This is a genomic window from Salmonella sp. 741265055_HSA (genome assembly GCF_046569525.1).
Classification (GTDB): domain Bacteria; phylum Pseudomonadota; class Gammaproteobacteria; order Enterobacterales; family Enterobacteriaceae; genus Salmonella; species Salmonella enterica.
The window spans coordinates 1-18,054 of sequence record NZ_JBKFSQ010000038.1 but is presented as its reverse complement, the minus strand read 5'-3'; the positions used below and the strand labels follow the sequence as shown (position 1 = coordinate 18,054).

14 protein-coding genes are annotated in these 18,054 nt (G+C 54.8%); 4 read left to right on the top strand and 10 right to left on the bottom strand.

Annotated features, from left to right (window positions below; all coding sequences use genetic code 11):
• Window positions 1-24: 24 nt before the first annotated feature.
• The 3 genes from kefF to folA all read left to right on the top strand — a co-directional run bounded on the left by kefF (window position 25) and on the right by folA (window position 3,088).
• Window positions 25-555 carry a glutathione-regulated potassium-efflux system oxidoreductase KefF gene (gene kefF, locus ACLD4K_RS18160; RefSeq protein WP_000600713.1) on the top strand — a complete coding sequence of 177 codons (531 nt, stop codon included), beginning with the start codon at window positions 25-27 and terminating at the stop codon, window positions 553-555.
• Window positions 548-2,410 (top strand): glutathione-regulated potassium-efflux system protein KefC, encoded by a 1,863-nt coding sequence (gene kefC / locus ACLD4K_RS18155; protein ID WP_000377169.1) that lies wholly within the window; start codon window positions 548-550, stop codon window positions 2,408-2,410. Before kefF ends, kefC begins: the two co-directional genes overlap by 8 nt.
• Before the next feature lie 198 nt (window positions 2,411-2,608).
• Window positions 2,609-3,088 carry a type 3 dihydrofolate reductase gene (gene folA / locus ACLD4K_RS18150; RefSeq protein WP_000624379.1) on the top strand — a complete coding sequence of 160 codons (480 nt, stop codon included), beginning with the start codon at window positions 2,609-2,611 and terminating at the stop codon, window positions 3,086-3,088.
• A 148-nt stretch (window positions 3,089-3,236) separates the two neighbouring features.
• Here folA and apaH read toward each other — a convergent pair whose 3' ends face one another.
• The 6 genes from apaH to lptD are packed head-to-tail and all read right to left on the bottom strand — an operon-like array spanning window position 3,237 to window position 9,983.
• Complete coding sequence (gene apaH, locus ACLD4K_RS18145; RefSeq protein WP_411012274.1) at window positions 3,237-4,085, bottom strand: bis(5'-nucleosyl)-tetraphosphatase (symmetrical) ApaH; 849 nt, start codon at window positions 4,083-4,085, stop codon at window positions 3,237-3,239.
• Between the two features lie 10 nt (window positions 4,086-4,095).
• On the bottom strand, window positions 4,096-4,473 hold the full coding sequence (gene apaG / locus ACLD4K_RS18140) for a Co2+/Mg2+ efflux protein ApaG (RefSeq protein WP_080191598.1): 378 nt from the start codon (window positions 4,471-4,473) through the stop codon (window positions 4,096-4,098).
• 2 nt (window positions 4,474-4,475) lie between these two features.
• Window positions 4,476-5,297 carry a 16S rRNA (adenine(1518)-N(6)/adenine(1519)-N(6))-dimethyltransferase RsmA gene (gene rsmA, locus ACLD4K_RS18135; protein ID WP_001065397.1) on the bottom strand — a complete coding sequence of 274 codons (822 nt, stop codon included), beginning with the start codon at window positions 5,295-5,297 and terminating at the stop codon, window positions 4,476-4,478.
• The gene (pdxA, locus tag ACLD4K_RS18130) at window positions 5,294-6,283 is read right to left on the bottom strand and encodes a 4-hydroxythreonine-4-phosphate dehydrogenase PdxA (protein WP_411012273.1); all 990 of its coding nucleotides are present in this window, start codon (window positions 6,281-6,283) and stop codon (window positions 5,294-5,296) included. The genes rsmA and pdxA overlap by 4 nt, the downstream gene beginning before the upstream one ends.
• Window positions 6,283-7,569: a peptidylprolyl isomerase SurA gene (gene surA / locus ACLD4K_RS18125; RefSeq protein ID WP_411012272.1), complete on the bottom strand. Its 1,287-nt coding sequence runs from the start codon at window positions 7,567-7,569 to the stop codon at window positions 6,283-6,285. The genes pdxA and surA overlap by 1 nt, the downstream gene beginning before the upstream one ends.
• A gap of 53 nt (window positions 7,570-7,622) precedes the next feature.
• Window positions 7,623-9,983 carry an LPS assembly protein LptD gene (gene lptD, locus ACLD4K_RS18120; protein ID WP_411012271.1) on the bottom strand — a complete coding sequence of 787 codons (2,361 nt, stop codon included), beginning with the start codon at window positions 9,981-9,983 and terminating at the stop codon, window positions 7,623-7,625.
• Between the two features lie 253 nt (window positions 9,984-10,236).
• Here lptD and djlA point away from each other — a divergent pair, with 253 nt between their 5' ends.
• Window positions 10,237-11,049: a co-chaperone DjlA gene (gene djlA, locus ACLD4K_RS18115; protein WP_001200595.1), complete on the top strand. Its 813-nt coding sequence runs from the start codon at window positions 10,237-10,239 to the stop codon at window positions 11,047-11,049.
• Window positions 11,050-11,142: 93 nt separating this feature from the next.
• Here the strand turns inward: djlA and rluA are convergent, their stop codons facing one another.
• From rluA to ACLD4K_RS18095, 4 genes are all read right to left on the bottom strand, one after another.
• Window positions 11,143-11,802 carry a bifunctional tRNA pseudouridine(32) synthase/23S rRNA pseudouridine(746) synthase RluA gene (gene rluA, locus ACLD4K_RS18110; protein WP_411012270.1) on the bottom strand — a complete coding sequence of 220 codons (660 nt, stop codon included), beginning with the start codon at window positions 11,800-11,802 and terminating at the stop codon, window positions 11,143-11,145.
• Window positions 11,803-11,813: 11 nt separating this feature from the next.
• Window positions 11,814-14,720, bottom strand: a complete 2,907-nt coding sequence (gene rapA / locus ACLD4K_RS18105) for an RNA polymerase-associated protein RapA (RefSeq protein ID WP_411012269.1) — start codon at window positions 14,718-14,720, stop codon at window positions 11,814-11,816.
• 173 nt (window positions 14,721-14,893) lie between these two features.
• Window positions 14,894-17,245, bottom strand: a complete 2,352-nt coding sequence (gene polB, locus ACLD4K_RS18100) for a DNA polymerase II (protein WP_411012268.1) — start codon at window positions 17,243-17,245, stop codon at window positions 14,894-14,896.
• A 43-nt stretch (window positions 17,246-17,288) separates the two neighbouring features.
• A complete protein-coding gene (locus ACLD4K_RS18095; protein ID WP_000877511.1) occupies window positions 17,289-17,909 on the bottom strand; it encodes a YdcF family protein in 621 nt (206 codons plus the stop codon).
• Between the last annotated feature and the right edge of the window lie 145 nt (window positions 17,910-18,054).

Here is an 18,054-nt window from a genome sequence, read left to right as displayed (position 1 = left end):
AAAACAGATCATCACAGGCTAATCATGATCCTCATTATTTATGCGCACCCGTATCCGCATCATTCTCATGCGAATAAGCGGATGCTTGAACAGGCAGGGACGCTGGAAAACGTCGAAATACGTTCGCTTTATCACCTCTATCCCGATTTCAATATTGACGTTGCCGCCGAGCAGGAGGCGCTGTCGCGCGCGAGTCTTATCGTCTGGCAGCATCCGATGCAGTGGTATAGCGTCCCTCCTTTACTCAAATTATGGATGGATAAAGTCCTCACCCACGGCTGGGCTTACGGTCACGGCGGTACGGCATTGCGCGGTAAATATCTGCTGTGGGCGGTAACGACCGGCGGCGGTGAAAACCATTTTACTATCGGTTCACATCCGGGATTTGATGTTCTCTCTCAGCCGCTACAGGCGACGGCGCTCTATTGCGGCCTCAAATGGCTGCCGCCGTTTGCCATGCACTGCACGTTCATTTGCGATGACGACACCTTACAGGCGCAGGCGCGTCAGTATAAACAGCGTTTACTGGCATGGCAGGAGGTGAATCATGGATAGCCATACTCTACTGCAGGCGCTGATCTATCTTGGTTCGGCGGCGCTGATTGTGCCGATTGCGGTACGTTTGGGCTTAGGATCGGTGCTGGGGTATCTGATTGCGGGTTGCATTATCGGCCCCTGGGGGCTACGGCTGGTGACGGACGCCGAATCTATTCTGCATTTTGCGGAAATCGGCGTCGTGCTGATGTTGTTTGTTATTGGGCTTGAACTGGACCCGCAACGGTTATGGAAGCTGCGCGCCTCGGTATTTGGCGGCGGCGCGTTACAGATGGTGGTCTGCGGCGGACTCATTGGTCTGTTCTGTATGTTTCTTGGCCTGCGTTGGCAGGTGGCGGAGCTGATTGGCATGACGCTGGCGCTTTCGTCCACGGCTATCGCCATGCAGGCAATGAATGAGCGTAACCTGACCGTTTCACAAGTAGGACGTAGCGCATTCGCAGTGCTCTTGTTCCAGGATATCGCGGCGATCCCGCTGGTGGCGATGATTCCGCTGCTGGCCGCCAGCGGCGCATCCACCACGCTTGGCGCGTTTGCGCTATCGGCGTTGAAAGTCGCAGGCGCGTTGGCGCTGGTGGTGCTGCTGGGACGCTACGTCACGCGCCCGGCGCTGCGCTTTGTCGCGCGTTCTGGTTTGCGGGAAGTGTTCAGCGCCGTGGCGCTATTTCTGGTGTTTGGTTTCGGACTGTTGCTGGAAGAGGTTGGGCTGTCAATGGCGATGGGCGCGTTCCTGGCGGGCGTTCTGCTGGCGAGCTCGGAATACCGTCATGCGCTGGAAAGCGATATTGAACCCTTTAAGGGGTTGCTGCTGGGGCTGTTCTTTATTGGCGTCGGCATGTCGATTGATTTCGGCACGCTGGTGGAGAATCCGCTGCGCATTCTGCTGTTGTTGGCCGGTTTTCTGGCAATCAAAATCGTCATGTTGTGGCTGGTCGCGAGGCCGCTGGGTGTACCGGCAAAACAGCGTCGCTGGTTTGCCGTCTTATTAGGCCAGGGAAGTGAGTTTGCGTTTGTGGTTTTTGGCGCGGCGCAAATGGCGGGTGTACTTGAGCCGGAATGGGCAAAAGCGCTGACGCTGGCGGTCGCGCTGTCGATGGCGGCAACGCCGATTTTTCTGGTGCTGCTGACGCGCATGGAGAAGACCGCGACGGGGGAAGCGCGCGAGGCGGATGAAATCGACGAAGAGCAACCGCGGGTTATTGTGGCCGGGTTTGGACGGTTTGGTCAGATAGCCGGGCGTCTGCTGCTGTCGAGCGGGGTGAAGATGGTGGTGCTCGATCACGACCCCGATCATATCGAAACGCTGCGTAAATTCGGCATGAAGGTTTTTTATGGCGACGCGACGCGTATGGATTTACTGGAATCTGCCGGAGCGGCGAAGGCGGAGGTATTGATTAACGCCATTGACGATCCGCAAACCAATTTGCAACTGAGTGAACTGGTGAAGTCGCATTTCCCGCATCTGCAGATTATCGCCCGCGCCCGTGATGTCGATCATTACATTCGCCTGCGCCAGGCTGGTGTGGCGATGCCCGAACGTGAAACCTTCGAAGGCGCGCTCAAAAGCGGACGACAGGCGCTGGAGGCGCTGGGGCTGGGGCGTTATGAAGCCCGCGAGCGCGCGGATCTGTTCCGCCATTTTAATACCCGGATGGTGGAAGAGATGGCGAAAGGGGAAAACGATCCGTTATCTCGCGCCGCCGCCTATAAACGTACCAGCGCGATGTTGAGCGAAATTATTACCGAGGACCGGGAGCATCTGTCGTTGATTCAGCGCCACGGCTGGCAGGGAACGGCTGAGGGCAAACATTCCGGGGAGGCCGCTGATGAACCCGAGGTCAAACCGTCAATCTAAAGTAAAAAATGTGATGTTCTGCAAACTTTACTGCTAATTGGCTGTTTTTGAACTACTGTAATGCTGGCGCTCCACATCAAATGAGTGGCGTCGCCAGCAGAACGAAAAATTTTCGTGCTCATCCTCTTTTCGTCAGTCGACGAAAGATTGCGCTTTACGTATAGTGGCGGCAATTTTTTTTGTATCAGGAAATAATTAATGATCAGTCTGATTGCGGCGTTAGCGGTGGATCGCGTCATCGGTATGGAAAACGCCATGCCGTGGAACCTGCCTGCCGATCTCGCCTGGTTTAAACGTAACACGTTAAATAAACCTGTCGTCATGGGACGTCACACCTGGGAGTCCATCGGACGCCCCTTACCGGGACGTAAAAATATTGTTATCAGCAGCCAGCCGGGCACCGACGATCGCGTGCAGTGGGTGAAGTCTGTCGATGAGGCGATTGCCGCTTGCGGCGATGCGCCGGAAATTATGGTCATTGGCGGCGGGCGCGTGTACGAGCAGTTCCTGCCAAAGGCGCAGAAGCTTTATCTGACGCATATTGATGCGGAAGTCGAAGGCGATACCCATTTTCCGGATTATGAACCGGATGACTGGGAATCGGTATTCAGTGAGTTTCACGATGCCGACGCGCAGAATTCTCACAGCTATTGTTTCGAGATTCTGGAACGTCGTTAACGCTGTAGTGCCGGATGGCGGCGAAACGCCTTATCCGGCCTACTCTTGAGCCGGATGTAGGCCTGATAAGCGTAGCGCCATCAGGCATAAACCAATCCTTGAGCCAGATGTAGGCCTGATAAGCGTAGCGCCATCAGGCATAAACCTATCAGGCGTTGACCGCTTCGCCTTCGCCCATATCCATCTGGCGGTTTGACGGCTGCACAAAATACTGTTTATCTTCCCAACGTAAACAGGTTAACTCCCCGCCCCAGCAGCAGCCGGTATCCAGCGCGTAAATACCTTCTGGCGTCCCTTTCCCTTCCAGCGACGCCCAGTGCCCGAAAGCAATACTGTAAGCCTCGCTCACCGGTCCCGGAATGGCGAACCACGGCTTCAGCGGCGCAGGGGCATTTTCCGGCGACGCTTTGCTGTACATATCCAGTTGACCGTTAGGAAAGCAGTAACGCATACGGGTAAAGGCATTAGTAATAAAGCGTAGCCGCGCCAGACCGCTTAACGCCGGCGACCAGTTATTCGGCATATCGCCATACATCGCGTCGAGGAAAAACGGGTACGAGTCGCTCGACAGCACCGCTTCAACATCGCGGGCGCACTCTTTTGCCGTCTGCAAATCCCACTGTGGGGTAATACCCGCATGTGCCATAACCAGCTTTTTCTCTTCATCTACTTGCAACAGCGGCTGACGGCGTAACCAATTCAACAGTTCATCGGCGTCCGGCGCTTCAAGAAGCGGGGTCAGCCGGTCTTTAGGTTTGTTGCGGCTAATCCCGGCGAATACGGCCAACAGGTGTAAATCGTGATTCCCCAGCACTAAACGCACGCTATTGCCAAGCGATTTGACGTAGCGTAACACGTCCAGCGAACCGGGACCGCGGGCGACCAAATCGCCAGTTAGCCACAGAGTGTCTGTGTCTGGCGTAAATTCCACTTGCTGTAATAAGGCGATCAGTTCGTCGTAGCAACCGTGAACGTCGCCGATGAGATAAGTTGCCATTGTTATAATTTTAGTGAATGAGTGTAGGGACGGCGAGTCGAAACACGGGAATGTCGATGGTAAAGGCGTCGCCATTTTCATCGATCATTTCGTAATGACCCTGCATGGTGCCCAGCGGCGTTTCAATTACCGCGCCGCTGGTGTACTGATACTCTTCGCCAGGCGCAATGTGCGGCTGGACGCCAACCACACCTTCGCCCTGGACTTCGGTTTCACGGCCATGACCATTGGTAATCAGCCAGTAGCGGCCCAATAGCTGCACTGGCGCCCGGCCCAGATTGCGGATGGTTACGGTATAGGCAAAAACGTAACGTTCATCGTCAGGTGAGGATTGCGCCTCAATGTAGACGCTTTGCACCTGAATACACACTCTGGGCGAATTGATCATGTTTAACTCTCCTTCAAAGGCGCGTTTTCCGACAGATAGTTGGCCATCTGGCAGTACTGCGCGACAGAGATATTTTCCGCGCGCATTGCCGGGTCAATACCCATTTCCGTCAACGTCTCAACGCTAAAAAGGTTGCCGAGACTGTTACGGATCGTTTTACGGCGCTGGTTAAAGGCCTCGGTGGTAATACGGCTCAACACGCGAATATCTTTAACCGGGTAAGGCATTGTTGCGTGTGGAACCAGACGCACCACGGCGGAGTCCACTTTGGGCGGCGGCGTGAAGGCGGATGGCGGCACTTCAAGCACCGGGATCACCTGACAGTAATATTGCGCCATCACGCTTAAACGACCATACGCTTTGCTGTTCGGCCCTGCAACCAGACGATTTACCACTTCTTTTTGCAACATAAAGTGCATGTCGGCAATGGCATCAGTATAGCTAAAGAGATGGAACATCAGCGGGGTGGAGATATTATAGGGTAGATTGCCGAACACACGCAGCGGTTGGCCCAACTGCGCAGACAGTTCGCCAAAGTTCATGGTCATGGCGTCCTGCTGATAAATAGTCAGCTTCGGCCCTAAGAACGGATGGGTTTGCAAACGCGCCGCCAGATCGCGGTCAAGTTCAATGACCGTGAGCTTATCCAGTCGTTCGCCGACCGGCTCCGTCAGCGCCGCCAGACCGGGGCCGATTTCAACCATCGCCTGGCCTTTTTGCGGATTAATAGCAGAAACAATACTGTCGATCACAAACCGATCGTTGAGAAAGTTTTGCCCGAAGCGTTTACGGGCTAAATGGCCCTGATGGACTCGATTATTCATTGGGTATTAACAATCATTTTGATGGCGAGATTAAGCGCCGTAATAAAACTGCCGACATCCGCTTTTCCACGACCTGCCAGTTCAAGCGCGGTGCCGTGGTCAACGGAGGTTCGAATAAAAGGTAGGCCGAGCGTAATATTCACTCCCCGACCGAATCCCTGGTATTTTAGCACGGGCAGGCCCTGATCGTGGTACATCGCCAGCACCGCGTCGGCATTATCGAGATATTTGGGCTGAAACAGCGTATCAGCAGGTAGCGGCCCGTTGAGTTTCATCCCCTGCGCCCGCAGCTCGTCGAGCACCGGAATGATGGTGTCTATCTCTTCCGTGCCCATATGACCGCCTTCGCCCGCGTGCGGATTCAGGCCACAGACAAGAATGCGCGGTTCGGCAATACCAAATTTGGTCCGCAAATCGTGATGCAAAATAGCAATCACTTCGTGCAAAAGCGCAGGGGTGATGGCGTCTGCAATCGCCCGTAGCGGCAGATGCGTGGTCGCCAGCGCCACGCGAAGTTCTTCGGTTGCCAGCATCATCACGACTTTTTTCGCCTGCGAACGTTCTTCGAAAAACTCGGTATGACCGGTAAACGGAATGCCTGCGTCGTTAATAACGCCTTTGTGCACGGGGCCTGTGATCAGCGCGGCAAATTCACCGTTCAGACAGCCATCACACGCTCGCGCCAGCGTCTCTACCACATAGGGGCCATTTTCTACCGTCAACTGACCGGGGATGGCAGGCGCGCGCAGCGAGACCGGCAATAGGGTCAGCGTTCCCGCGGGCTGCGGCGCAGCGGGGACATCAGGCGAGTAGGGGAGAAGCGAGAGAGGCAGGCCGAGCATGGCGGCCCGCTCCGTCAGGAGCGCGCCGTCCGCACAGACGACCAGTTCAATCGGCCACGCGCGTTGCGCCAGTTGGATAACAAGATCGGGGCCAATCCCGGCGGGTTCGCCGGGAGTGATAACAACGCGTTGCGCACTGCTCATTAGTTACTCAAAATCTTAACGTAAGCGCTGGCGCGCTGTTCTTGCATCCAGGTCGCCGCTTCTTCTGAGAATTTACGGTTCATCAGCATACGATAAGCGCGATCTTTCTGCGCCGCATCGGTTTTGTCTACCTTACGCGTATCCAGCAATTCGATCAGATGCCAGCCGAAAGAGGAGTGTACCGGCGCGCTTATTTGGCCTTTATGCAGCTTCGTCAGCGCGTCGCGGAACGCCGGATCGAAAATATCTGGCGTAGCCCAACCCAAATCACCGCCTTGGTTAGCGGAGCCCGGGTCCTGAGAGTACTCTTTCGCCGCAGCGGCAAATGTGGTTTTACCACTCTTAATGTCAGCCGCGATTTCTTCCAGCTTCAGGCGCGCCTGCTGATCGGTCATGATCGGCGACGGCTTAAGCAGAATGTGACGAGCGTGAACTTCGGTCACGGAGATATTCTGGCTCTGACCGCGCAGGTCGTTTACTTTCAGAATGTGGAAGCCGACGCCGGAGCGAATCGGGCCGACAATGTCGCCTTTCTTCGCGGTGCTCAGCGCCTGGGCGAAAATCCCCGGCAGCTCCTGGATACGGCCCCAGCCCATCTGACCGCCTTTTAGCGCCTGCTGGTCGGCAGAGTAGGTAATCGCCAGTTTGCCGAAATCTGCGCCGTTACGCGCTTCTTCAACAATGCTTTCCGCCTGGCGCTGCGCGTCGTTAACCTGCCCGGAGGTTGGGTTTTCCGGCAGAGCAATCAGGATATGGCTCAGGTTCAGCTCGGTGCTGGCGTCGTTTTGGGTGCCAATCTGTTTTGCCAGCGCGTCAACTTCTTGCGGCAAAACGGTGATACGGCGACGAACCTCATTGTTGCGCACTTCAGAGATAATCATCTCTTTACGAATCTGGTTACGGTAGGTTGAATAGTTCAGCCCATCGTAAGCCAGACGGCTGCGCATCTGATCCATCGTCATATTGTTTTGTTTGGCGATGTTGGCGATGGCCTGATCCAACTGCTCATCCGTGATCTTCACCCCCATCTTCTGACCCATCTGCAGGATAATTTGATCCATAATCAAACGTTCCAGGATCTGGTGACGCAGCGTGGCGTCGTCCGGAAGCTGCTGACCTGCCTGACCCGCGTTGAGTTTGACTGATTGCATTAAGCCATCAACGTCGCTTTCCAGCACGACGCCATTATTGACGACGGCTGCGACTTTATCGACTACCTGGGGGGCAGCGAAACTGGTATTCGCGATCATGGCGATACCGAGAAGCAGCGTTTTCCAGTTCTTCATACTTTTTCCATTTCAATTAACCGCAATGCGGATTACGTTGTAAATCAATCAGATTACATAGAGCTTTGGTACGGCAGAATGTTCGAACGCAACATTTCTTGCGTGCCGAGGCCGTAGTTAGAGCTCAAACCGCGCAGCTCAATGTTGAAGCCAATCGCGTTATCATAAATCGCGTGTTGTTTATCGTTATCCCAACCGTTCAGCTTACGTTCGTATCCGACGCGGATCGCATAGCAGCAAGAGTTGTACTGCAAGCCGAGCATCTGGTCTGCAGGTTTGCTCGAATTGGTATCGAAGTAGTACGCGCCGACAATCGACCAGCGATCGGCAATCGGCCAACTTGCCACCGCGCCCACCTGGTTGATGCCGTTTTTATACTGCTCTGCCGTGGAATAATACGAAGGCAACGTAGCCTGAATATATTCCGGGCTGGCATAGCGGTAGTTCAACTGTACCAGACGATTCTGATCCCGACGGTATTCGAGGCTGCTGCTGCTGGTAGCGACGCTATCCAGACGGGTATCGTACTGCACTCCGCTACGCAGCCCCCAACGTTCTGAAATACGCCAGTAAGTGTCGCCTGCCCAAACCAGCGAACCGGTTTTGTCGTCATTCTCCCATTTAATGTTGTCGTCGCCGGTGCGAGACTCCGTGAAATAGTAGATTTGACCAACAGAAACGTTAAAACGTTCAACGGCGGCATCATCATAAATGCGTGTTGTGACGCCGGTCGTGACCTGGTTGGCGGAAGCAATACGGTCGAGACCGCCATAAGTGCGGTCGCGGAACAGGCCGTTATAGTCGGATTGCAGCAAAGAAGAATCGTAGTTATAGATGCCGCTCTGGTCGCGGTACGGCACATACAGGTACTGCACGCGTGGTTCCAGCGTCTGGGTATACCCCGGTGCCAGCATCGCCATATCGCGTTCGAAGATGAGCTTACCGTCGACTTTAAACTGCGGCATGACGCGGTTAACCGAATCTTCCAGCTTATTTTTATTGTTTGGATCGCTGTTATAGCTGTCCAGATTCGTTTGCTGATAGTGCGTCGCCATCAGCTTCGCTTCGGTGTTCAGGCTGCCCCAACGGTTGGAGAGCGGCAGACTAATGGTCGGCTCCAGGTGGACGCGGGTTGCTTCCGGCATATCGTCTTTGGTGTTGACGAAATGCACCGCCTGGCCGTAAATCCGGGTATCAAACGGGCCGAGATCGTTATGGTAGTAGTTAACGTCTAACTGCGGCTCCGCAGAGTAGCTGCTGGTGTTCTGATCGTTAAACACCTGGAATTGTTTGGTCGACACCGTAGCGTCAAAGTTTTGTACGGCGTAGCCGACGCTGAATTTCTGCGTCGCGTAACCGTCGGTACTCGAACCGTACTTACTGTCGAAATCATTAAAGTAGCTGGAGTCGCTGACTTTGGTGTAATCGACGTTAAAACGCCACACCTGATCCATCACGCCTGAGTGCTGCCAGTAGAATAACCAGCGGTGCTTATCGCCCTCTTTGGGATGTTCGTCCTCGTAGACTTTATCAGAAGGCAGATAATCTAATTCCATCAACCCGGCGCCTGCCTGCGAGAGATAACGGAATTCGTTCTCCCACATAATATTGCCGCGGCGGTGCATATAGTGCGGGGTGATGGTGGCGTCCATATTGGGCGCGATGTTCCAGTAATACGGTAAGTAGAACTCGAAATAGTTCTTGGTCGTGTATTTCGCGTTCGGGATCAGGAAACCTGAGCGACGTTTGTCACCGACGGGTAGCTGTAAATAGGGGCTATAAAAGATCGGAACCGGACCTACTTTAAACCGGGCGTTCCAGATCTCCGCAACCTGTTCTTCACGGTCATGGATGACTTCACTCCCCACCACGCTCCAGGTATCGGAGCCAGGCAGACAGGAGGTAAAGCTGCCGTTTTCCAGAATGGTATAGCGGTTTTCGCCGCGCTGCTTCATGAGATCGGCTTTACCGCGCCCCTGACGGCCCACCATCTGGTAATCGCCTTCCCAGACGTTCGTGTCTTTGGTGTTCAGGTTCGCCCAGCCCTTTGGCCCTTTAAGGATGACCTGATTGTCATCATAATGCACATTACCCAGCGCATCGACGGTGCGTACAGGTTCCGGTTGACCTTCCGCCTGCTTCTGATGAAGCTGCACTTCATCCGCTTGCAGGCGGCTATTCCCCTGCATAATGTCCACGTTGCCGGTAAAAACGGCATCGTCCGGGTAGTTACCTTTAGCGTTATCGGCATTGATAGTCACCGGCAGATCGTTGGTATCGCCTTTTACCAGAGGACGATCGTAGCTCGGCACGCCCAACATACACTGTGAGGCAAGATCGGCTGCCAGCCCCTGATGACTATAAAGGGCGCTGGCGATCATGGTGGCCAGAAGAGTGGGAATACGTTTTTTCATACGTTGTATTTATTGTTCCATCATCGGTAGCGTTGCGCGTGACAAACGGTCACAGCCTAACTTACTCATCTTCGCTGCGCCAGTGTTAATCCTGCCGTTTAGCGTCTGTGGTGTTAGGCACGGCATTGAATGACAGGTATGATAATGCAAATTATAGGCGATGTCCCACAATTGACCGTAGCCTTCATTCGCAGAAAAGCACCTTATTTTGTGGGAGATAGCCTCACCGATAGCGTAACGTTTTGGGGAGTCTATGCAGTACTGGGGAAAGATAATTGGCGTCGCCGTAGCCCTGATGATGGGCGGCGGCTTTTGGGGCGTGGTCCTGGGTTTGCTGGTGGGCCATATGTTCGACAAAGCCCGCAGCCGAAAAATGGCGTGGTTTGCCAACCAGCGGGAACGGCAGGCGCTGTTTTTTGCCACCACCTTTGAGGTGATGGGCCACTTAACCAAATCAAAAGGACGGGTGACGGAAGCGGATATTCATATCGCCAGTCAGTTGATGGATCGCATGAATTTACACGGCGATTCACGTACTGCCGCGCAGAACGCCTTTCGGGTCGGAAAAGCGGATAATTACCCATTACGTGAAAAGATGCGGCAGTTTCGTAGCGTCTGCTTCGGGCGTTTTGATCTGATCCGGATGTTTCTGGAAATTCAGATCCAGGCGGCGTTTGCCGATGGCTCGCTACACCCTAATGAGCGGGAAGTGCTGTATGTGATTGCGGAAGAACTAGGTATTTCCCGCGTACAGTTCGATCAATTTCTGCGCATGATGCAGGGCGGCGCGCAGTTTGGCGGCGGTTATCATCAACAGTCCGGCGGCGGCTGGCAGCAGGCGCAGCGCGGCCCGACGCTGGAAGATGCCTGTAATGTGCTGGGGGTTAAAACCACCGATGATGCAACCACCATTAAACGCGCTTATCGCAAACTGATGAGCGAGCATCATCCGGACAAACTGGTCGCGAAAGGTTTACCGCCGGAAATGATGGAAATGGCGAAGCAAAAAGCGCAGGAAATTCAGAAAGCGTATGAGCTAATCAAAGAACAGAAAGGCTTCAAGTGATTGAATTGCCGGATGCGACTAGCGCCTTATCCGGCCTACGTTAATGAATGTAGGCCGGGCAAGCGAAGCGCCCGGCATAAATTGGCTCAGAATTTAAAAATCTGCCGGGACTTTAAACGTCATGCTGGTGCCGTAAGCGGGATGGGTAATGGTCAGCATTTCGGCGTGTAACTGCAAACGCGGCGCCAGCGACAACGCTTCCGGCGAGGCGTAAAACCGATCGCCTAAAATCGGGTGGCCTAACGCCAGCATATGCACACGAAGCTGATGCGAACGCCCGGTGATCGGCTTGAGCACCACGCGGGCGGTATTATCCGCCGCAAACTCCACCACGTTATATTCCGTTTGCGCCGGTTTGCCGGTTTCATGACACACTTTCTGCTTTGGCCGGTTCGGCCAGTCGCAGATGAGCGGTAAGTCAACCAGTCCTTCCGCCGGGGAGGGATGCCCCCATACGCGCGCCACATACTGCTTTTTCGGCTCACGTTCGCGGAACTGGCGTTTTAGCTCCCGTTCCGCGGCTTTGGTCAGCGCCACTACAATCACGCCGCTGGTGGCCATATCCAGACGATGCACCGATTCTGCCTGCGGGTAGTCGCGCTGGATACGCGTCATAATGCTGTCTTTGTGCGCTTCCAGACGCCCCGGCACGGACAACAGGCCGCTGGGCTTATTGACCACCATAATGTGCTCATCCTGATACAGGATAACCAGCCAGGGTTCCTGCGGCGGATTGTAGTTTTCCATCCCCATGTACGGCTCCGTTATTGGTGCGTGACGACGATAAGACGCAGCGCGTCCAGACGCCAGCCTGCCTGATTCAGGCTTTCCAGTACCTGCTGACGGTTGCTGTCGATAGCGGCAAGTTCGTCGTCGCGAATGTTCGGGTTGACGGCGCGCAGCGCTTCCAGACGCGACAGTTCCCCGGACAGTTTTTCATCCGCCTCGCGACGCGCGTTATCAATCAGCGTTCTGGCGGACTTTTCAATCTGCGTCTCGCCCAGTTGCAAAATGGCGTGGACGTCCTGTTGCACGGCGTTAACCAGTTTGCTGCCGGTGTGGCGATTCACGGCGCTGAGCTGACGGTTGAAGGTTTCAAACTCGACCTGGGCGGCCAGATTGTTGCCGTTTTTATCTAACAGCATACGTACCGGCGTCGGCGGCAGGAAGCGGTTCAGTTGTAGCTGTTTCGGCGCCTGCGCTTCCACGACGTAAACCAGTTCGACCAGCAGCGTGCCGACGGGCAGCGCTTTATTTTTCAACAGCGAAATGGTGCTGCTGCCGGTATCGCCGGAGAGGATCAGATCCAGTCCGTTACGGATGAGCGGATGTTCCCAGGTAATAAACTGCGCATCTTCGCGAGACAGGGCTACGTCACGTTCAAACGTGATAGTACAGCCGTCTTCCGGCAGGCCGGGGAAATCCGGCACCAACATGTGGTCAGACGGCGTCAGCACGATCAGATTGTCGCCGCGATCGTCCTGGTTAATGCCGACGATATCGAACAGGTTCATGGCGAACGCGATCAGGTTGGTGTCGTCGTCCTGTTCTTCAATGCTTTGTGCGAGCTGTTGGGCTTTTTCTCCGCCGTTGGAGTGGATCTCCAGCAGGCGGTCGCGGCCCTGTTCTAACTGGGCTTTTAGCGCTTCATGTTGCTCGCGGCAGGATTTGATCAGATCGTCAAACCCGTCGGTTTCTTCAGGCGCGGCCAGATAGTTAATCAGACTGGCGTAGGCTGAATCATAAATCGCGCGACCGGTCGGGCAGGTGTGCTCAAAGGCGTCCAGCCCTTCGTGATACCAGCGAACCAGCACCGACTGGGCGGTTTTTTCCAGGTATGGGACGTGGATCTGGATATCATGCGCCTGGCCGATACGATCCAGACGACCAATACGCTGTTCCAGCAGATCCGGGTTAAACGGCAAGTCGAACATCACCAGATTGCTGGCAAACTGGAAGTTACGTCCTTCGGAGCCGATTTCGGAACATAACAGCACCTGCGCGCCGGTATCTTCTTCGGCGAACCAGGCGGCGGCGCGATCGCGTTCGATAATCGACATGCCCTCATGGAACACGGCGGCGCGGATGCCTTCGCGTTCGCGCAGCACCTGCTCCAGCTGTAACGCGGTGGTCGCTTTGGCGCAGATCACCAGCACTTTTTGCGAACGATGGCTGGTCAGATAACCCATCAGCCACTCAACGCGTGGGTCGAAGTTCCACCAGGTGCCGGTATCGCCTTCGAACTCCTGATAAATTTGTTCCGGATAGAGCATATCGCGGGCGCGATCTTCCGCGCTTTTACGCGCGCCCATAATGCCGGAGACCTTAATGGCGGTCTGATACTGGGTCGGCAGCGGCAGTTTTACCGTATGCAGTTCACGTTTCGGGAACCCCTTGACGCCGTTACGGGTGTTGCGGAACAGAACGCGGCTGGTGCCGTGGCGATCCATCAGCATCGACACCAGCTCATCACGGGCAGCCTGCGCGTCGTCGCGATCGCTATTAGCGGCCTGCAACAGCGGTTCAATATCCTGTTCGCCGATCAGATCGCCCAGCCTGTTCAGTTCGTCGTTGCTGAGTTTATTGCCCGCCAGCAGCATGGCCACCGCATCGGCGACAGGGCGGTAGTTTTTCTGTTCTTCGACAAACTGTTCGAAATCGTGGAAACGGTTCGGATCGAGCAGGCGCAGACGGGCGAAATGGCTTTCCATCCCCAGTTGTTCTGGCGTGGCGGTCAGCAGCAGCACGCCCGGCACGCGTTCAGCTAACTGTTCGATGGCCATATATTCACGGCTCGGCGCATCGGTGCTCCACACCAGATGATGCGCTTCGTCGACCACCAGCAAATCCCACTCGGCATCGCACAAATGTTCCAGGCGCTGCTTATTACGGCGGGCGAAATCCAGCGAGCAGATCACCAGTTGTTCGGTTTCAAACGGGTTATACGCGTCGTGCTGCGCTTCGGTATAGCGTTCGTCATCGAACAGCGCGAAGCGCAGGTTGAAACGGCGCAACATTTCTACCAGCCACTGGTGTTGCAGGGTTTCCGGAACGATGATCAATACGCGTTCCGCCGCGCCGGATAATAACTGTTGATGCAGAATCATCCCGGCTTCAATGGTCTTACCTAAGCCCACTTCATCCGCCAGCAGTACGCGCGGCGCATGGCGACGACCCACATCATGAGCGATATTAAGCTGATGCGGGATCAGGTTGGTCCGCTGACCGCGCAGACCGCTGTATGGCATCCGGTACTGCTCGCTCTGAAATTTACGGGCGCGATAGCGCAGCGCGAACCGATCCATTCGATCGATTTGACCGGCGAACAGGCGATCCTGGGGCTTACTGAAAACCAACTTGCTGTCGAGCAGAACTTCGCGCAACGTCACATTGGTCTCTTCGGTATCCAGTCGGGTGCCGACATAGGCAAGCAGGCCATTTTCTTCTTTTACTTCATCAATATGTAGCTGCCAGCCTTCATGGCTTGTAATCGTATCGCCAGGGTTGAACATGACGCGGGTTACGGGAGAATCACTGCGCGCATACAGGCGGTTTTCCCCCGTGGACGGGAAAAGTAAGGTGACGGTTCGCGCATCCATCGCAACAACGGTTCCAAGTCCCAGCTCGCTTTCTGTATCGCTGATCCAGCGTTGACCAAGTGTAAAAGGCATATGTGTTCGGCTCTATATCTTTAATTGCAGGCATTACTCGTCATACCCAGGCGACAACGCTGGATAATTGCAAGTATACGACCCCGCTACCAGGCTAATGTGGTAGTGGCGTTAATTAGGTCCAGGAATGGAAAGGGCGCTATGGTACTGGAAGGCGGCGCTTTCGTCACGCGTCAAAATAACCCCAGTTGCCCGGTCAGTAGTGTAGCAAAATTATCTTCAACGAAGGGAAGAATTCCTTCCGCCACGGGTTGTAGCTGGCGGGTAAGATAGTGTTCGTAATCCAGCGGCGACTGCTGGTAATCCACGGGTTCGGGGCCGTTAACAGTCCAGACATATTTTATGGCGCCGCGATTCTGATACTGCGCTGGACGACCCCGCTTCAGGTTTTGTTCATCCGCCAGCCGGGCGGCGCGTACGTGCGGCGGGACGTTACGTTGGTACTCATGTAAAGGGCGACGCAGACGCTTACGATAAACCAACTGCGCGTCCAGTTCGCCTGCCATCAGTTTATCAATAGTCTCGCGCACATAGTCTTGATAAGGTTCATTGCGAAAAACGCGCAGATACAGCTCCTGTTGAAAGCGCTGCGCCAGCGGCGTCCAGTCGGTCCGCACCGTTTCCAGACCTTTAAATACCATGCGCTGGCTGTCGCCTTCCTGAATCAGGCCCGCGTAGCGTTTTTTACTGCCAGTATCCGCGCCGCGGATGGTCGGCATCAGAAAACGGCAAAAGTGGGTTTCAAACTCCAGCTCCAGCGCGCTGGTCAAATTTTGCTGTTGTAACGTCTGCGCCCACCATTCGTTCACGTGACGTACCAGCCTGTGCCCGATTTCCGCCGCGTCGGCTTCTGAATGCGCGCGCCGGAGCCAGACGAAAGTGGAATCGGTATCGCCATAAATCACGTCATAACCCTGCGCCTCAATCAGCGCTTTGGTTTGGCGCATAATCGCATGGCCGCGCATGGTGATTGACGACGCCAGACGGGGATCGAAAAAGCGACAGGCCGTGGTGCCGAGTACGCCATAAAAGGCGTTCATAATGATTTTAAGCGCCTGCGAGAGCGGTTTATTGCCCTGACGTTTGGCTTCATCGCGCCCGTGCCAGATTTGGCTAACAATTTCCGGCAGGCAGTGCTTTTCTCGTGAAAACCAGGCGTCAAGGAAACCTTCGGTACTGTGTTCCGGATCCGGCTGCGCCATGCCTTCGACCAGCCCGACGGGATCAATCAAAAATGTGCGGATAATCGACGGGTACAGGCTTTTATAATCCAGCACCAGTACTGAATCGTATAATCCGGGTTGTGAATCCATTACGTAGCCGCCGGGACTTGCCAGCGGCGGCACTTCGCCGAGATTGGGCGCGACATAGCCGGCGCGGTGCATTCGTGGAAAGTAAAGATGCCCGAATGCGGCGACCGAACCGCCGTGGCGATCGACCGGCAGGCCGTTGATCGTCGCGCGTTCCAGCAAAAACGGCATGATCTCGGTTGTATGGAAAATGCGCGTGACCAGCTCGCAGTCTTTCAGGTTGTAGGTGGCGAGGGCGGGTTTATCCTGGGCAAAGCGACGATCGATCTCATCCATACGATCCCAGGGATTATCAATGGATTTTCCTTCGCCGAGCAGTTCCTGCGAGACGGCTTCCAGCGAAAAAGACGAAAAATTCCAGAACGCGGATTTAAGCGCGTCGATACCATCGATAATGACTCGCCCTCTGGCCTGGGCGAAAAAAACGCCGTTTTTGAAGCCATGTTCGCGCCACTCCAGTTCGCTATGGTCTCGCCCCAGCCGTAAAGGGATACGGTAGCGTTCGGCATGTTTTTGCAGCATACGCAGGTCGAACTGCACTACGTTCCAGCCGATGATGACGTCAGGATCATGCTCGGCAAACCAGGCGTTGAGTTTTTCCAGCAACTGCGGGCGGCTGGCGACATACACAAGCTCGAAGTCCAGTTGGCGGTCATCGCCATTCGCCGGACCCAGCATATAAACGGTACGCTGGCCGCAGCCTTCCAGACCAATGCAATACAGTTCGCCGTGTCGCGTGGTTTCGATATCCAGCGAGACCCATTTTAGCGGCGGTCGATAGTCGGGGTGGGGTTTAAGACGCGCATTGCGGATAACGCCGTTGCGCATCTCGCCGTCTACCCAAACGGGCGACGTAATAAAACGCTCCATCAGGTAACGTTCCGGCGGGCGTACATCCGCTTCATAAACGGTGACGCCGCTTTCGCGCAGCAGTTTCTCCATCCGCATAAGCTGGCGGTGAGTGCGGCAATACAGACCGGATACCGGCTGACGATGAAAGTCTCGCAGCTGGAGCGGCGTCAGGCGATAGTCTTTTTCCGCCTGTAGCAGCGAGGCGGCGCGGGAGGTCTGGCTGGTCGGAATAAACGCCACGGATTCCTGCGGTGCCAGCGTCGCCTGCACAGGGCCGTTGTCTGTCGCCAGCCAGAAAGAGACCTCCGTTCCTTGCGGCGTATCCCGCCAGTGCCGGGTTAAAATGAAACCTGCCTGCGCCACGATGATTACCTGTCTAAAAAATTCACGCTAATTATAACCTGTTTTAGGGGGTGATACTGTTATTTTGTACAGGCATATAACGTAAAAGCCGATATCCGCTGTAATAAAAAGTTTCTCGCAGTAAGAAGCGGGTTTTCGCCCACCAGGATTTATAGCGGGTGGATCGCGTGGGTGATGAGCGGCTATCGATACCATTATCCTGAGCGATAGTTTTCAGACGCAGCATATGCAGCGGATCGCTGACCAGTAACGCTGTGCGCCATTGTTGTTGTCGCAGTATCTGTTTTGCGTAACGAATATTTTCGCGCGTCACGGTAGAGCGCTCTTCAATAAAAATCGCCTTAGCCGGAATGCCTTTTTCCAGAACGTATTGACGGGCTATCGCCGCGTCGGAAACCGTTGCGCCAGCGCCGTAGCCGCCGGTTAATACCAACGCGCGGACAATGTGTTGTTGGTAAAGCCAGATGGCATGATCCAGTCTGGCCTGAAAAACGGGAGAAGGCGTTTTTCCGCTAACGCCTGCTCCTGCGACAATCGCGCAGTCAGCTACGCGCGTCTGGTTTTGCTGACTGAACTGATAAATAGCGATAGCGTTATGGATAAACACCGTGGCCATAATGAGAATTATGCCTGCCGCGATTCTGATGATGTAGCGATATTTCATGAATGAGTGCGTTCCCCGTGACGGGTGTAATGGATATTTTAACGATAAAAGGACTTTTAACGTCAGATATTTTTGCTGACGTCTATTTATCAATATATACCCAAAATAATTCGAGTTGCTTAAAGGCGGCAAGGGAGTGAGTCCC

Bases quoted from the DNA above. Each gene is read 5' to 3' on its own strand.
- rapA (WP_411012269.1), bottom strand. From the start codon at position 14,720: ATGCCTTTTACACTTGGTCAACGCTGGATCAGCGATACAGAAAGCGAG.
- djlA (WP_001200595.1), top strand. From the start codon at position 10,237: ATGCAGTACTGGGGAAAGATAATTGGCGTCGCCGTAGCCCTGATGATG.
- lptD (WP_411012271.1), bottom strand. From the start codon at position 9,983: ATGAAAAAACGTATTCCCACTCTTCTGGCCACCATGATCGCCAGCGCC.
- folA (WP_000624379.1), top strand. From the start codon at position 2,609: ATGATCAGTCTGATTGCGGCGTTAGCGGTGGATCGCGTCATCGGTATG.
- ACLD4K_RS18095 (WP_000877511.1), bottom strand. From the start codon at position 17,909: ATGAAATATCGCTACATCATCAGAATCGCGGCAGGCATAATTCTCATT.
- kefC (WP_000377169.1), top strand. From the start codon at position 548: ATGGATAGCCATACTCTACTGCAGGCGCTGATCTATCTTGGTTCGGCG.
- apaH (WP_411012274.1), bottom strand. From the start codon at position 4,085: ATGGCAACTTATCTCATCGGCGACGTTCACGGTTGCTACGACGAACTG.
- rluA (WP_411012270.1), bottom strand. From the start codon at position 11,802: ATGGGGATGGAAAACTACAATCCGCCGCAGGAACCCTGGCTGGTTATC.
- rsmA (WP_001065397.1), bottom strand. From the start codon at position 5,297: ATGAATAATCGAGTCCATCAGGGCCATTTAGCCCGTAAACGCTTCGGG.
- kefF (WP_000600713.1), top strand. From the start codon at position 25: ATGATCCTCATTATTTATGCGCACCCGTATCCGCATCATTCTCATGCG.
- pdxA (WP_411012273.1), bottom strand. From the start codon at position 6,283: ATGAGCAGTGCGCAACGCGTTGTTATCACTCCCGGCGAACCCGCCGGG.
- apaG (WP_080191598.1), bottom strand. From the start codon at position 4,473: ATGATCAATTCGCCCAGAGTGTGTATTCAGGTGCAAAGCGTCTACATT.
- surA (WP_411012272.1), bottom strand. From the start codon at position 7,569: ATGAAGAACTGGAAAACGCTGCTTCTCGGTATCGCCATGATCGCGAAT.